We start from the raw sequence: 15,008 nt of genomic DNA, 5'->3' as shown, positions 1-15,008 counted from the left end.
TCTCCTATGCGGTGGGGGTCTGGCCGTTTCCGGCGACGGTTCCCTGGCCCGAGATGCGGGGGAGCAGCTGGGCCAGGATGAGGGTGGACAGCGCCGAGTCGGCCTGGCCCTGCTGGGTCCGTACGACCAGGGGCTGGGGGGCGTTCTCGGCGAGCTTGGCGCCCACGTCAAGGCGCTTGCGGGCCAGCTCGTACTGGAGCACGGCCCGGTTGTCGCGGTAGGACTCGGCCAGCCTGCGCAGGGCCTTGGCCTCGTTCTCGGCGGCGGTCAGGTCGGCCCTGCCGCGCGCCTCGATCTCCCACGTCACGCGCTGGGCCTCGGTCTCCTGCTCCTCCAGCATGCGCGCCACGTTCTTGCGCGCGGTGTTGTGGGCGGCCTTGACCTCGACCACGCGGGCGTCGCGGGTCTTCTTGGAACGCTCGATCTCCATGAGCAGCGTGTCGATGCGGCGCTTGCGGGTCAGCTCCCACTCGCGCTCGTAGGCCGACAGCTCCTTGGCGACCTTCTCGCGGGTGGCCAGGTGCTGCTGGTACTGGTCGGGCAGCTGGACGTCGGGGATGTTGGCGCCGGTGATGCGCACGCCGTACCGGCCGAGCTGGCGGTTGAGCGCCTCCTGCATGTCGCCGACGTCGGAGCCGCGCAGGTCGTAGGCGCGCTCGGTGTTGACGCGGCGGCTGCGCTGCCTGATCGCGTCCTGCACGGCGCTGGAGAGCACGAGGTCGAAGTTGCCCGCGCCGATCGTCCGGACGAACGCCACCGGGTCCACGATGCGGAACTTCAGGAAGAACTCGATCGACTTCAGCGGCACGTTCTCGGCCGTCGGGCAGGCCGAGATCGGCGCCGAGTACGGGATCTCGGTGGAGGTGTCGACGACCGCGTCCACCCGGTCCCACGGCAGCCACAGGTAGTGGCGGCCCGGCGGGAGCGTGCCGGTGATCGCGCCCCAGCGGCTGCGTACGCCGGTCGTGCCCTCCTCGATCTCGATGATCGCCTTGCGCCACATCGTGACCAGGGCCACGAACAGGAAGAACAGCGCGGCCAGCGCGGCGACCAGGGTCAGGTCGGTGAGCGCGGCCATGCCGCCGAAGTACAGGCCCAGGAAGACCAGCGCCATCCAGGCGAAGCCGCGCCGGTCCTTGGGGATCACGACCGGCACGAGCTGGCCCTGCTCGCCGCCGCGCAGGAGCTGGCGGATGTCGGACCAGGAGGCCAGCGACTCCTTGATCTTCGAGAACTCGCGGCTCATCGGACCTCATCCTCACTACGGTTGCCGGGCAGCAGGCGCTCGACCGTACGTTCCAGGTCGTGGTCCGGCTCGGGCGTGGCCTGCGGCTCGGTCACGTCGGCGGCGGCCTTCTTCAGCAGGGCCGCGATCTCGTCCTCGCGGCTGCTGACGCGGGCCGCGATCTCGTCGAGCCGGCCGCGGATGGCGGCCATGTCCTCGGCGGAGAACAGCGCCGCGCCCTTGCCGCCCACGAGCTGCTGGGCCAGGGCCAGGAAGTCGATGTCGGTCTGCTCGCCCACCTGAACCACCTGCGGCAGCCGGGTGGCCACCGACTCCAGCTTGGTCAGCAGGTCCTGCTGGAAGCGGTAGTCGAGGATCTCGGGGGCCTCGGCTGCCGACAGCGCCCGGATGTCCAGGGCCTGGGCCTCCAGGAGCGCGGCGTTGGCGTTCGCTGTGGACTCGGCCTCGACCAGGCGCTGCCTGGCCTGGGCGGTGGCCTGGTGGCTGGCGCGTTCGAGCGCGGTGTCCATCCGGGCCTGGTATCCGGCGATCTCGGCCTGGATCGCGCTCAGCGTCTCCTGCAGCCCGGCCAGCTCCTTGACCAGGTCGCCCTCGTTCTGCTCCTTGCGGAGCTGGAGCTCGTACTCGTAGGTGTAGGCCTCCTTGGCCACCCGGACCATCTCGGGGGCGGCCAGGTCCATCCGGTACTCCTGGCTCGACGGCTCGGCGTGGGTGATGTTCACGTCGGTGAGCCGTACGGCCGGCAGGAACTGCTGGTTCAGGCTCTCCAGCATGCCGAGGGTGCTCTCGCCCACCAGGTCGTAGATGTCCTCCGCCCGCTGGGCGTAGATCAGGGAGCGGGTGACCTCGCTGATGGCGTTCTGCAGCTTGGACTGGAAGCCGCTGACCGAGCCGAGCACGAAGATGAACTCGGCCGGGTTCTCGATCCTGAACTGCAGGAACAGGTCGACGCTGGCCTTGACACCCTGCTGGGTCGGCGCCTCCCTGATCGGGGCGTTGAACGGGTACTCGCGCGTGGTGTTGACGATGTAGCTGACCCGCTTCCACGGGTTGAACAGCGTCACCCGGCCCGGGTCGGCGATGTGCACCAGCTTGCCGAACTTGGTGATCAGCGCCTTGCAGCCCTCGGGCACCATCACCACGCTCCTGCGCCACCACAGGAACGCGGCGGCCAGGACCAGCACCACCCAGTAGTGGGGGCCGAAGAAGATCGCCGACCCCGGGACGATGCCGCCCAGGGCGCCGATCAGGCCGAGCACCACGAGGACGCCCAGCGGGATGACCACCTTGGCGGTGCCGCTCTTGGGGATCACCACCGGGGAGATGACGTGCATGCCGTTCTCGGCGAAGCTGCGGTTGACGATCTCGCCGGCCTCGTTCAGCGAGGCGGACCTGGCCTCGATCTGCGTGCCGACGGAGGCGCCTCCGTCACGGGCGGCGGCGAAGTCGTGCGGGTTGAGCGTGAAGCCGGGGGCCTGGCCGGTGAGCTGGCCGCCGAACTGGCCCGCGTGGTCGGCGACCTGTCCCATGGCCTGGCTCATCGCCTGCCGCACGTCACCTCCTTGAGCGACCGCTTGGGCTATGCCCTGACCTGCCTGGATCAGTGCCTCTCGGGGTCGTGACATCGAACCTTCCTTTTCCGCTACAGGCGAATCCGACCGTATCGGGTGTGACTTGCTGATCGCTTGCAATGTGTCGTCATATGTCTAGTACGTCCCGTAGCAGACGTGCTATGGACAGAGCAGACCTGTTACATCGGCGGTCACTGAATGCATCGACGCATGCCGCCGGCCGGGACTCGTCCGCGTGGGGGCGGCGGCTGGGAGGATGGGAGGCGATGAGCGAGACCGTCTACAACCGCATCGCGCTGCTGCGCGCCGAACGCGGGATCACCCGCAGGCAGCTCGCCGACGCCCTGGGCGTCCACTACCAGACCGTCGGCTATCTGGAGCGGGGCGAGTACAGCCCGAGCCTTTACCTGGCGTTGCGGTTGGCCGCGTACTTCGAACTGCCGGTCGAGGTGGTCTTCTCCACCAGCCCGTTCCCGCGCATCGGGGAGCGTACGGCCTGACGGTTTCTGTCGGTGGCGCCGCCTACAGTGGCAGCATGCGTCCGGTCACAGATTTGCAGCGGAAGGTGGCGCCCTTCGAGGTCGTCACCGAGATGACTCCATCAGGCGACCAGCCCACGGCCATCGCCGAGCTGGAGCGCCGCGTCCAGGCCGGTGAGAAGGACAGCGTCCTGCTCGGCGCGACCGGCACCGGCAAGACGGCCTCGATCGCCTGGCTGATCGAGCGGCTGCAGCGGCCCGCGCTGGTCATGCAGCCCAACAAGACGCTCGCCGCCCAGTTCGCCAACGAGCTGCGCGAGATGCTGCCCAACAACGCGGTCGAGTATTTCGTCTCCTACTACGACTACTACCAGCCCGAGGCGTACGTGCCGCAGAGCGACACGTACATCGAGAAGGACTCCTCGATCAACGACGAGGTCGAGCGGCTGCGCCACTCGGCCACCAACTCGCTGCTCACCCGCCGCGACACCATCGTCGTCGCCTCCGTCTCGTGCATCTACGGCCTGGGCACCCCGCAGGAATACGTCGACCGCATGGCCAGGCTGCGCGTCGGCATGGAGGTCGACCGCGACCAGCTCCTGCGCCGCCTGGTCGACATGCAGTACACGCGCAACGACCTGGCCTTCACCCGGGGCACGTTCCGGGTGCGCGGCGACACGATCGAGATCATCCCGAAGTACGAAGAGCTGGCCGTGCGCATCGAGATGTTCGGCGACGAGATCGAGAAGCTCGCCACCATGCACCCGCTGACCGGCGAGGTCATCACCGAGGACGACGAGCTCTACATCTTCCCCGCCTCCCACTACATCGCCGGTGAGGAGCGCATGGCGGCGGCCGTGGCCGGCATCGAGTCCGAGCTGGCCGCCCGGCTGTCGGAGCTGGAGCGGCAGGGCAAGCTGCTGGAGGCTCAGCGGTTGCGCATGCGCACGACGTACGACATCGAGATGATGCGCCAGATCGGCACCTGCTCCGGCATCGAGAACTACTCCCGCCACCTCGACGGCCGCGACGCCGGCACCGCGCCCAACACGCTGCTCGACTACTTCCCCGAAGACTTCCTGCTGGTCCTCGACGAGTCCCACCAGACCGTCCCGCAGATCGGCGCCATGTACGAAGGCGACGCCTCGCGCAAGCGCACGCTGGTCGACCACGGGTTCCGGCTGCCGTCCGCGATGGACAACCGGCCGCTGAAGTGGGAGGAGTTCCTGGAGCGCATCGGGCAGACGGTCTACCTGTCGGCCACGCCGGGGTCGTACGAGCTGGGGCGGGTCAAGGGCGACGTCGTCGAGCAGGTCATCCGGCCCACGGGCCTGGTCGACCCCGAGATCGTCGTCAAGCCCACCAAGGGGCAGATCGACGACCTGGTCCACGAGATCCGCGAGCGGGCCGACCGCGACGAGCGTGTCCTGGTCACGACGCTGACCAAGAAGATGTCCGAAGACCTGACCGACTATCTCCTCGAGCTCGGCATCCGGGTCCGCTACCTCCACAGCGAGGTCGACACCCTGCGCCGCATCGAGCTGCTGCGCGAGCTGCGCGTGGGGGAGTTCGACGTACTGGTCGGCATCAACCTGCTGCGCGAGGGCCTCGACCTGCCCGAGGTGTCGCTGGTGGCCATCCTCGACGCCGACAAGGAGGGCTTCCTGCGTTCGGAGACCTCCCTGATCCAGACGATCGGCCGCGCCGCCCGTAACGTGTCGGGCCAGGTCCACATGTACGCCGACAAGATCACGCCGTCGATGGAGCGGGCCATCGACGAGACCAACCGGCGCCGGGCCAAGCAGACGGCCTACAACGAGGCCAACGGCATCGACCCGCAGCCGCTGCGCAAGAAGATCGCCGACATCCTCGACTCCCTCCAGCGCGAGGACGCCGACACCGACAAGCTGCTCGGCGGCGGTCGCCAGCAGTCGCGCGGCAAGGCCCCGGTGCCCGGCTTCGCCGCCCGCCAGGCCGGCCAGCACGCCAAGGCCATCGCCGGCGAGATGCCGCGGGCGCAGATGGAGTCGCTGATCGAGTCGCTGACCGAGCAGATGCACCAGTCGGCCGCCGACCTGCAGTTCGAGGTGGCCGCGCGACTGCGCGACGAGATCAAGGAGCTCAAGCGCGAACTCCGCGACATGCGCGAGGCAGGCGTGAAGTAGCAACAAAAGGAGCAGGAGCCGACGGCTGGTAGGAGCACACCCTCCCCACGACCGGCCGGCTCGCGCGCAAGCTCGTCGCCGCCGGCCAGGCCCGCCAGGCGATCCGGCATCTCGACAGCGCCGGGGGCGATATCCCGCCCGCCGGCGCAGGTCAGACCCCTCCCGCTCAGCCCCTCGCTGAGGACCGTTCCGATCCTCCTCAAGCGTCGGTTGCCGTGCGCATCCCGTCGATGCCGAAGGACAACAGGCGCTCGCCCTGTGCGGGCGAGGTCTGTTCCCTGGCCCAGGCGGCCGCGTTGATCAGGGCGTAAAGGTCTGAGGCGGTGACATCGGCGCACAAGGTTCCGGCGGCCTGCGCGCGATCGACGAGCTGCTCGCCGGCGGTGAGCACCGCTTGGCAGGCGGCATGGAGTTGCGAGGTCTCATCCTCGATGCTGCGCATCAGCGAGGTCGCCAGCCCTCGATAGACCGTGGTGTGCGCCATCGCCGCTCGCGCCCAGATGGTCAACGCCTCGTCCGCGGACGGGTGATCGAGGAGATCGCGGGCTGTGTCGGACAACGTTCGCATGCGGTCGCGCAGCAACGCCTCCAGAAGAGCCTGCCGGGTGGGGAAGTGGCTGTAGAGAGTTCCGTTCGCCACTCCGGCGCGCCGGGCGATCTCCTCCAGTGAGGCTTCGACGCCCTGTTCAGCGAAGATCGTGGCCGCTTCGGCGAGCAGACGTTCGTAGTTGCGACGCGCGTCAGCGCGCATCCTGCGCTGTGGCGGCGGATCGGCGGTCGTCATGAAGCGCTCCCGGATTGCCAAGTTGAGACTGTCTCAATATATTTCTTGAGACAGTCTCAGTTTACTGCCCCTCGAAAGGTCCCTGGTGAACACTGCCGACAGGCCCATCCTCGTGACCGGTGCGACCGGACGCCAAGGCGGCGCCACCGCCGCCCATCTTCTGGCCGCAGGCCGCCCGGTACGCGCCCTCGTCCGCGACCCGGACTCCCCAGCCGCCCAGACGCTGAGAGCCCAAGGCGCCGAACTGTACGCCGGGAACCTCGACGACCCCGGCTCGCTCGCGGCGGCCGCCGCCGGCGCCCACGGCGTCTTCGGCGTCACGCCCGACGACGACGACGTCGAACGCGAGATCCGCCGTTGCGGCTATCTCGCCGACGTCGCGGCGGCAGCCGGCGTCTCCCACTTCGTTTTCGCCTCGGTCGGCGGGGCCGACCGAGGCACCGGCATCCCCTACTGGGAGAGCAAATGGCAGATCGAACAGCACATACGTGCGCTCGGCCTGCCCGCGACGTTCCTGCGGCCGGTGCGATTCATGGAGAACCACGCCATTCCCGGACTGACTCTCGGCGGCATCGTCGACGGCGAGCTCACGCACCTGTTCGCCCCGGAGACACCGGTGCAGCTCATCGCCGCCACCGACATCGGCGCCTTGGCCTGCCTCGCTTTCACCCGCCCGCAGGAGTACGTCGGACAGGCGATCGAGATCGCCGGCGATGAGCTGACCCCCAAGCAGACTGTGGAACTCATCAGTCGCAGCCTCGGGCGTGAGATCACCTACCGGCAGGTCTCCATCGACGGCATCGGACTGGGGCAGGAGGCGAAACGTGCTTTCGCTGACGAGCGCGGTCTGTGGCGAGCCGACATCGCGGCACTGCGCGAACGCCACCCTGGCCTCCTGAACTTCCAGGCATGGCTCCAACATGGCGGGGCCGAACAGATCCAGGCCTTGTTCGGAACCCACTAGCGCCGCCCGTCGTGCCTTACGGCATTCGACCGGCAGTCACCGCCGAACGTGTCATCGACGTGCCCGATGACTGTCTGTCGCGCTGGAGAGTCGTTCAGAGCCGTCTACTGTCACAGATTGCCCGCATTGGAATACGGAATGTGTTCGTAGGGTGCGGGCGCGTGGGGCCGGGCTTGTGGTCTGCGGGGGCCGGGCTCGTCGCTCGCGTGTTCGGGTGGCGTTCCGGTTTGCCGCGTGTGTCGCTGGGGCTGGGCGCTTGCCGTGTTCGGGATTGCCGTCCGTGGGGGCGGGGGTTCTGACCTGCGGGAATGGAGGTGGGTTCCTGGGGCAGCGGTCCTGGTATGAACAAGTCGATCATCGGGGCGCTGGTCGGTGCGGCGGTGCTGGCCGCCGGCTGCGGCAGCGCCGTTCGGCAGCTCGACCAGTTCGCCGTCGAACCGTCACCGGCTCCCACTATGGGAAGCCCGCCGGCCACAGGGACCATGTCCCCGTCGCCGGGCAGCTCGACCATGATGCCGGGGGCCGGACAGCTCAAGGAGGCCGCGAAGGTCGCCCTTGACGCGGTGCCCGGTTCCAAGCTCGTATCCATCGAGAGCGAGCAGAACGGCAAGCTCTGGGAGGTCAAGGTCGTCGGCTCGGACGGCACCGAACACGAGATGGACGTGCAGTCCGGCAAGGTCGTCAAGGGCCCGACAGCCAAGCAGGAGGACGCGCAGGTCAAGGCCAAGCGCCGTGACCTCGTCGCAGCCGCCAAGCTCGACTACGTGCAGGCAGCCGACAAGATCGTAGCCGCCGTGCCCGAGGGGCATGTCACCGAACTCAAGCTCGGCACCGAGAACGGCAAGGGCGTCTGGGAGGCCGACGTGGTGACCCCGGACGGGACCAAGCACGAGGTGATGGTCGACGCCGCCACCGGCACAGTCACCAAGAAGAACGCCACTAGCTGACCAAGGGGAGTTGGCCGCCTCCGACCGACGGACGGTCGGAGGCGGCCACCCGCCTGGGCGGCGGTCGGAGGTGGGCGCCTGCCTGACCATGGGCAGCCGCGGCTGCCTCGCGGCCGGCTCGCGACTGCCGGAGCTGACCCTGAACCGCGTGGCAACCCCACCACCCGCGACCTCCGCCTCGGTCGCGGCCAGCCGCCGGGGGATGGCCCTTCTCGCCTCGGCCGTCGCCGGCCGCCGGGGAACGGCCTTCCCGTCTCGGGCGCGCCGGCTGCCGGGGAGCTGCCTTCCCACCTAGGGGGCAGGGTGACCGGGGTGGGGTGGGAGCTCTACGGGTTGTAGAGTAAAGTCTTGATCGCGTTTTTGTGGTCTGCGCCGGTGCGCGGCGGTTCGTTGAGCAGCAGAGAGAGCTCTTCCCCCATGACGACTCCTTTCCAGTGGCTGGCCGCCCGGGTCGGCTTCGAGCGTGGCGCCCTGCGGCTGGCCGCGAGCGCGGCGCTGGCGACCAGCTTGATGATCATCGTGACCGGCGGCGTCGTCCGGCTGACCGGGTCCGGGCTGGGCTGCGACGGATGGCCGCGCTGCTCCGACAACGGTTTCGCCGCCACTCCCGAGCTGGGGGTGCACGGCGCGATCGAGTTCTCCAACCGGGTGTTGTCCGGGGTCGTGTGCGTCGCCGTCGGCTGGCTCATCGTCGTCTCCCGGTTGCAGCGCCGCCCCGTGCCCGCGCTGACGCGGTGGGGATGGGTGCAGTTCTGGATCGTCATCCTGAACGCGGTCGTCGGCGGGCTCACCGTGTGGGCTCGGCTGAGCCCGTACCTCGTCGCCGCGCACTTCCTGGCCGCCACGTTGTTCCTGACCGCCACCACGGTCGTCTGGCACAAGACCACGCTGCTCGACCGTCCCGCACGGCCTCTCGCCGCGCCGGTGGGCCGCCTGCCGGTCGCGTTGCTCGCCACCGTGGCGGTGCTGGTCGTGTTCGGCACGATCGTCACCGGCACCGGACCGCACGCGGGCGACTCCTCCGACGTGCCGCGCATGCCGTTCAACTGGACGGTGATGACCTGGCTGCACGGGGCCGCCGCCACCCTCGCCTTCGGCCTCGCCGTCGCCTTGTGGCTCCGGACGCGGCGCGACCCGCGCTCGGCCGCGCACCGGCGTACGACGCTGTTCCTCGTCGCGCTCCTCGCCCAGGGGCTCGTCGGCCTGACGCAGGTCCCGACGGACCTCGCCGAGGTCGTCATCCTCGCCCATCTGCTCGGCTCGGCGTTCGTGTGGGTGGGCGCGGTACGCGTACTCCTCGACACCCGGACCCCGGCGGCCGTGGGGGAGAAGCAGCTCCGGCTCGTCGACGCGCTCCGCTAGCGGTACGGCCCCGGGCGGGCGCTCGGTGCCTGGCCCCCGCCCCAGGGTCGCGCGGTCATGTCCTGCCGGACTCCTTGCGGAGGAGGTCGGCGAGCGTGTCCGGGTCCGCCGCGGCCACGCCCTTGGCGGCGAACCAGGTGGCCACGTTGCGGGCGTCCCGGTCCAGGAACGAGGGGCCCGCCGGGTGGGCGATCACGTCCACGATCTGCGGCAGGTCGATGATCAACAGCCGCCCTTCGTGCACCAGCAGGTTGTACGGCGACAGGTCCCCGTGCGCCAGCCCCTCCCCGGCCAAGGTCACCATGGCCTCCACGAGCTGCTTCCACAGGTCGTCGAGGCCGTCGGAAACCTGGGCCAGGCGCGGGGCGGCGTACCCGTCGGGGGTGCCGACGAACTCCTGGAGGATCTCCGTCCCCACGATCTGCACCGGGTACGGCACCGGCACCCCCAGCTCCCAGAGCCGGCAGAGCGCCTCGAACTCGGCGACGGCCCACTGTGCGGCGATCACCTGCTTGCCGAAGGCGGTGCGGTTGGCCATGGCCCGGTTCATCCGGCTCTCGCGGGCCCTGCGGCCCTCCAGGTACCCGGAGTCCCGGTGGAACAGGCGGTGCTCGGACGAGCGGTAGCGCTTGGCGGCCAGCAGGCAGACCCGGTCGGTGCCGGGCACCCCTCGCGAGATCAGGTGGACGTCGGCCTCTTTGCCGGTCTTGAGCAGGCCGTGCTCGGTGTCCACGGCGGCCAGCTCGGTGACCAGCCAGTCGGGGTACGGTTTCGGGCCCTTCTCGGTGGGCGTGCTCTGGTCCCAGGTGGACCAGCGGTCGCCCTCGGGCGGGCCGTCATCGGTCTCGGGGGTGCTTTCGAGCCATTCGATGTCGTCGGAGTCGAGCGCGAACTTGCCACGGCTGCGGTGTTGCGAGTGCTTAGGCACGGTGGGATGTCTCCAGGTTTGAGGCCCACCGGCTCGCCGAGCGGATCAGGTCAGCGAACGCCTGGTGGGAAGGTCTGAGGGCGCGGAAAACGGCACGCGGGCAACGGTCGTCACGGTCTCAGCCTCCCTTCGCGTCGCTGCGATCAACGCGGCCGAGTATGCCGCGCCCGGCACGACCCCCGCAACCGAATAAAACGGCGGCCGAAAATTGCCGTGCGACCCGATCTGACCGCCTTGTACGGTGCGGACATGCGGCGATGCGAGATGTGCGGACACTGGGAGCCCGCCGGCGCGCCGGACTGCGAGCGCTGCGCCGGCCTGGTGGACGAGCTGGTCGAGGAGGGCTGGCACGCCTTCCTGCGCCAGGAGTTCGGCGACGTGGAGCCGCAGGACGAACGGCTCATCGCCCGCATGGTGGTGGACGAGCCCGACCGGCACCCCTGGCGGGTGGTGGACGCCGCCTACGACCGCCTGACGTGCGCCGAGTGCGGCGGCAGGCTGAGCCGCGGCCCGGCCGGATGCGCCCCCTGCGACCTGGCCAACGGGTTCCGCTACTCGGCCGTCGAGATCGACCGTCCAGGGGTTCCGCCCGGCAACGAGCACGCGCTGCGGGTCAACGTGGCCGTGACGCGCCGCCCGTACGGGATCTCGGCGTCGGAGGTGCTGGTGCGCCGGCTGTCGCTGCCGGTGCTGATCGAGGGCCGGCTGCCGACGACCGCGCAGGCCCAGGCCACCAAGGCGCTGGTCAGGAAGGGCGTCACGGAGGCGGAGCTGGCCGCGCTGATCTACGAGGGGTGGGGCCGGGCCTGATTTGGGTGCTGCGTTCCTCGAAGGGTGAGCATCTTCTTGCTGGTCCACCGCTCTGAGTGGAGACATCTGCATGGCAGGAGGGCTGTGCCCATGCCGATGCGGGTCGCCGACGGCACCGGCGTCCGCCCGTGCCTGCAACGTGGCCAAGATCCGTGCCCAGGTGCCATCACGCTGCCAGTGGTGGAACCGGCCGTACACGGGGGACCAAGGTGCGTACGCGATCACCGGCACGTCTCACACGTGATCTTTCGAAGCGCGGCCTAGGTGATCCGGGTGAGATCGATGATCACGTAGTCGTCGCCCAGGGGATAGGCGACCAGATTGTTCGCGCTGATGCCCGGCTCCACGCTGAAACTGCCCTTCCCGCCGGGGGTCAGATGCAGGCCCAGGTCCCCGGACTTGCCTGTGGCCAGGTCCAGTAGCAGCTGCCGTCGTACGCGCTGGTCCAGAGTCCACACGGTCATGAAGCGGTCGTAGGCGACGCCGGTCATGGCCGGCTCCTGGATCTGCCGTTCGTTCGAGCCGTCGCGCAGGCGATAGAAGGGCTTGTCGCCCGCGGCAACGCCTACGCACGTCGTCACACCGCAGCGGACGTACTGGTCTCCGGGACGTACCAGCGCCTTGCTCGTCTCTCCGGTTTCGACGTTGCGGATCTCCTCGAAACTGGGCTCGTTGTCCGGTGTGCGCTGGCCGGGGGTCCCCACCCACGGCCAGCGCAGGATGTGATGGCGTTCGGCGTCGGCGACCGGGGTCACAGCGCCGCCCGTCAACGGGAGCGTGAAGACGCCGCCTTCCGTGACGGAGAAGGCCACCCCGTCGCCGACGACCACCACGGTGTCGGCACGACCCTCGACCGGGGCGTCCGTGGGGATGGGCTCAGGCTTCCCACCCGCAATGGGCACCGACCAGAACGTGGTCCGCATGTCGTCGATGGTCTGCCAGACGATGCGGTCCTGGCCCGCCGCGTAGTTGGAGGCGTACACGCCCTTGGGGGTGCGGATGTTCGCGATCTTCCGATGCCCGCCGGTGGTGAGGTCGTAGGCGTAGATCGCGTCCGCCTTCTCGAAGCTCTCCCAGGTTTCGAGGAGGACGGTGTGGTCGTCGATGAAGATGCGCGGCTGGTACTTCTTGACGCCGGGCAGCTTCGCCGGGATCTTCCATACGGCCTGCGGCCACACCTGCTCGATGGGGCTGGGAACGGGGGCGCGGGTAGTCACGTCGGACGCCGAAGGCGTGGCGACCGGGTCCAGCACCACCGGGGCGTTGTCGCCCTGCCCCCGCACCGCCCATCCGACGCCGCCCGCCACCACGACGACGGCGAGGGCCGCGGCCACGGCATGGCTACGCCCCCGGCGACGGCGCGACCGGCCGACGATCTGCTCCGGGAATCCAGCCGGCGCCTGCGGCGCACCCTCGGCCCCGCGCATGAGGACGCGGTGGAGATCGTCTTCCAGATCCTTCGTCATGGGACGTTCCTCTCAGCAGATGTGGTGCGGGCTTGCGGCCTCGTCATGCGGTCGTGGCCGGCGGGTGCGGGACGGCCCTTCGCGGGCGACGTGCGGCGCGTGGTCATCTCCGAACGCAGCCTCGCCAGTCCGAGCGAGGCATGGCTGCGAACGGTCCCCTGAGAGATCTTGAGCAGGTCGGCGATCTCTGCGTCGGTCAGCTGCTCGTAGAAGCGGAGCACGAGAACGGCGCGCTGCCTGCGCGGCAGCCCGGCCAAGGCGTGCCAGAGATCCTGGTCACCGTCGGAGGGCAGCGTGTCGTGGAGCGGGATCTCCGGTAAGGCCCAGGACAGATGCTCTCGCCGCCTCAGCCGCCACCGGCTGATGTGCAGCCTGGCCATGATCACCTTGGCATAGCGCTCCGGGTCCTCCTTGCTGCGCACCCGCGCCCACGCGCGGTGCAGCCTGATCAGGGCCTCCTGTGTCAGGTCCGCCGCGTCGTGGGGATTGCCGCTGAGCGCGTAGCCGTAACGCATGAGTGCGTTGGCCCGCTCGGCGACGAACTCCGTGAAACGGGAGTCGTCTTCCACCTGTCGTCTCCACCCTCTCCCTGGTCTGTCATCTCACAGACGGGGATGGGGTGCGTTTTGTTGAAGAACATCCGCAACTCCGAGAAAACCGCGATTCCGGCCCGGATCCCGGCCGCGTTGCAGGCATTCGCGGACGTTGTGGGGAAGACCGGCTGAACGGTGAGCATGGACTCCGTCATCGTCCGGGCTCACCGGCACGCGGCCGGAGCACGCCGAGGAGGTCACTGTCGGTGCTGATGTCGGTGCCCACGTTTAGTTGTGGGTTCCATGCAACCCATGTCCGGGCCGGCGGCATCTCCTCTGATGTGAAGCCATCTATCTGGGAGCCCCATGAGCCTCGATGAGGAGTACACCGCCTATGTGAGGGGCCGGCTGTCCTGGTTGCGGAAGATCGCTTACGCGTTGTGCCAGGACTGGCACCGCGCGGACGACCTGGTACAGACAGCGATAACGCGGCTCTACGTCAAATGGCGAAAGGCGCGGGCGGCCGACGACCTCGACGCCTACGTACGGGTGATACTGATCCGGGTCTTCCTCGCCGAACAGCGAAGGGGCTGGTTCTCGCGGGTACGGGTAACGTCCGCGGTGTCCGACCAGCTGCTCGAAGGCGGCGACCGGGACATGGCCATGGACATCCACCGCGCCCTCACCGCCGTCCCTCCGCGCCAGCGCACCACTCTCGTCCTGCGTTTTCATTGCGATCTGAGTGTGGAGCAGACCGCCCACGTGTTGGGCTGCTCCACCGGAACCGTCAAGAGCCAGACCGCCCGCGGCCTCGCCACCTTACGCGCGATGCTCGGCGAGCCGGAATCCCGTCTAGCACGTGCGGAGGAATGCTGATGGATGGCAAGCAGGTGTTCGACGCGTTGGCGCGCGAGGAGCAGCCGCCTACCGCCGTGGACGTGAACCATGCCATTGCGGCAGGACGCGCCATGCGCAGACGTCATCGTGCGGCCGTCGCCGGGATCACGGCGGCGGGGACGGTCGCGGCCGTCGTTGCGGCCTGGACGGTCGGCCCGTGGCCGGGGCAGCGGGACGCCGGCGCCGACCGCGTGCCCGCCGCGCCGTCCGCCACGGCCACGCCACGGCCCACCTACAAGGGATTCGCGGAACTGAAGAAGAAGTACCCCCCCAAGGGAAAGATCGCCTCCGTGCCACCGCTTGTCATGTGGCTGAGCGACGGGCCCCGCAAGAACGGGCTCTTCCTTTGCGAGAGCGGGCCGAACGGTAGCTCCTGCTCCGCATTTCCGCCGCTCGCCGCCAACGAGTTCGCCCGCAGGCAGGGCAGGCTTCACGGTAAGGGCGTCTGGTTCGGTATATCGAAGGACGTCGTTCACGGGATGACGGCTGTCACGAAGGACGGTAAAAAGTTCCCAGGGAACCTCGCACGAAGTGTCGGAGCGGGGCTCGGGGTGTGGGCCGTGGAGTATCCCTCCGGAGCCGACGTACGGAAGCTCGTCTTCATCGGCGCCAAGGGGGAGGTCCTGCAGCGAATCCCACTCTAGTGACGAGTCTGATGGTCCACCGACCATACGACCGGAACGATGCCACCTGAAACCGCCAGATCAAGATGGCACTCCTGCTTCTCCACGTCGAAGATCACCCGGAGAAAGATCTAGTAGTGCTTTGGCCTCGGGCAACGCGGCCGCAGGCCCTCCGTCGGGGCCGCGGAGGCGATCGCGTAGCGGCTGCGGCAGTCGAGGTGGGCGTCGCCCAG

The 15,008-nt window shown here is 69.0% G+C and carries 14 protein-coding genes; 8 read left to right on the top strand and 6 right to left on the bottom strand.

The annotated features are described in order from the left end of the window. Positions 1 to 4: 4 nt before the first annotated feature. Together DMB42_RS03070 and DMB42_RS03065 are read right to left on the bottom strand one after the other, a co-directional pair. Positions 5 to 1,246 (bottom strand): SPFH domain-containing protein, encoded by a 1,242-nt coding sequence (locus DMB42_RS03070; RefSeq protein ID WP_125630313.1) that lies wholly within the window; start codon positions 1,244 to 1,246, stop codon positions 5 to 7. Then, positions 1,243 to 2,871, bottom strand: a complete 1,629-nt coding sequence (locus DMB42_RS03065) for an SPFH domain-containing protein (protein ID WP_125630311.1) — start codon at positions 2,869 to 2,871, stop codon at positions 1,243 to 1,245. Before DMB42_RS03065 ends, DMB42_RS03070 begins: the two co-directional genes overlap by 4 nt. A 212-nt stretch (positions 2,872 to 3,083) precedes the next feature. On the opposite strand from DMB42_RS03065, the gene DMB42_RS03060 reads away from it, so the two are divergent. After that, positions 3,084 to 3,317: a helix-turn-helix transcriptional regulator gene (locus DMB42_RS03060; protein ID WP_125630309.1), complete on the top strand. Its 234-nt coding sequence runs from the start codon at positions 3,084 to 3,086 to the stop codon at positions 3,315 to 3,317. 35 nt (positions 3,318 to 3,352) lie between these two features. Then, on the top strand, positions 3,353 to 5,461 hold the full coding sequence (gene uvrB, locus DMB42_RS03055) for an excinuclease ABC subunit UvrB (protein WP_125630307.1): 2,109 nt from the start codon (positions 3,353 to 3,355) through the stop codon (positions 5,459 to 5,461). A 199-nt stretch (positions 5,462 to 5,660) separates the two neighbouring features. On the opposite strand, the gene DMB42_RS03050 is transcribed toward uvrB, so the two are convergent. Continuing rightward, positions 5,661 to 6,245 carry a TetR/AcrR family transcriptional regulator gene (locus tag DMB42_RS03050; RefSeq protein WP_125630305.1) on the bottom strand — a complete coding sequence of 195 codons (585 nt, stop codon included), beginning with the start codon at positions 6,243 to 6,245 and terminating at the stop codon, positions 5,661 to 5,663. 85 nt (positions 6,246 to 6,330) lie between these two features. Here DMB42_RS03050 and DMB42_RS03045 point away from each other — a divergent pair, with 85 nt between their 5' ends. The 3 genes from DMB42_RS03045 (at position 6,331) to DMB42_RS03035 (ending at position 9,518) form a co-directional block, all read left to right on the top strand. Further along, a complete protein-coding gene (locus DMB42_RS03045) occupies positions 6,331 to 7,209 on the top strand; it encodes an NmrA/HSCARG family protein (protein WP_125630303.1) in 879 nt (292 codons plus the stop codon). Between the two features lie 341 nt (positions 7,210 to 7,550). After that, positions 7,551 to 8,156: a PepSY domain-containing protein gene (locus DMB42_RS03040; protein WP_185844436.1), complete on the top strand. Its 606-nt coding sequence runs from the start codon at positions 7,551 to 7,553 to the stop codon at positions 8,154 to 8,156. 417 nt (positions 8,157 to 8,573) lie between these two features. Next, entirely contained in the window at positions 8,574 to 9,518 is a 945-nt protein-coding gene (locus tag DMB42_RS03035; RefSeq protein WP_125630299.1) for a heme A synthase, read from the top strand. A 55-nt stretch (positions 9,519 to 9,573) separates the two neighbouring features. On the opposite strand, the gene DMB42_RS03030 is transcribed toward DMB42_RS03035, so the two are convergent. Beyond that, a complete protein-coding gene (locus DMB42_RS03030; RefSeq protein ID WP_125630297.1) occupies positions 9,574 to 10,446 on the bottom strand; it encodes a serine protein kinase RIO in 873 nt (290 codons plus the stop codon). Positions 10,447 to 10,695: 249 nt separating this feature from the next. On the opposite strand from DMB42_RS03030, the gene DMB42_RS03025 reads away from it, so the two are divergent. After that, a complete protein-coding gene (locus tag DMB42_RS03025; protein WP_260477446.1) occupies positions 10,696 to 11,256 on the top strand; it encodes a hypothetical protein in 561 nt (186 codons plus the stop codon). Positions 11,257 to 11,516: 260 nt separating this feature from the next. Here DMB42_RS03025 and DMB42_RS03015 read toward each other — a convergent pair whose 3' ends face one another. Together DMB42_RS03015 and DMB42_RS03010 are read right to left on the bottom strand one after the other, a co-directional pair. Further along, the gene (locus DMB42_RS03015) at positions 11,517 to 12,722 is read right to left on the bottom strand and encodes a hypothetical protein (RefSeq protein ID WP_125630295.1); all 1,206 of its coding nucleotides are present in this window, start codon (positions 12,720 to 12,722) and stop codon (positions 11,517 to 11,519) included. Beyond that, the gene (locus DMB42_RS03010) at positions 12,719 to 13,291 is read right to left on the bottom strand and encodes a SigE family RNA polymerase sigma factor (protein WP_125630293.1); all 573 of its coding nucleotides are present in this window, start codon (positions 13,289 to 13,291) and stop codon (positions 12,719 to 12,721) included. Before DMB42_RS03010 ends, DMB42_RS03015 begins: the two co-directional genes overlap by 4 nt. A 330-nt stretch (positions 13,292 to 13,621) precedes the next feature. Here DMB42_RS03010 and DMB42_RS03005 point away from each other — a divergent pair, with 330 nt between their 5' ends. Together DMB42_RS03005 and DMB42_RS03000 are read left to right on the top strand one after the other, a co-directional pair. Beyond that, a complete protein-coding gene (locus DMB42_RS03005; protein ID WP_125630291.1) occupies positions 13,622 to 14,131 on the top strand; it encodes a SigE family RNA polymerase sigma factor in 510 nt (169 codons plus the stop codon). After that, a complete protein-coding gene (locus tag DMB42_RS03000; RefSeq protein ID WP_125630289.1) occupies positions 14,131 to 14,796 on the top strand; it encodes a hypothetical protein in 666 nt (221 codons plus the stop codon). Before DMB42_RS03005 ends, DMB42_RS03000 begins: the two co-directional genes overlap by 1 nt. The last annotated feature ends 212 nt before the right edge of the window (positions 14,797 to 15,008 follow it).

The organism is Nonomuraea sp. WAC 01424 (assembly GCF_003947315.1).
Classification (GTDB): Bacteria; Actinomycetota; Actinomycetes; order Streptosporangiales; family Streptosporangiaceae; genus Nonomuraea; species Nonomuraea spiralis.
The sequence above is the reverse complement of the archived record's forward strand: the minus strand, read 5'-3'. Positions and strand labels throughout refer to the sequence as shown.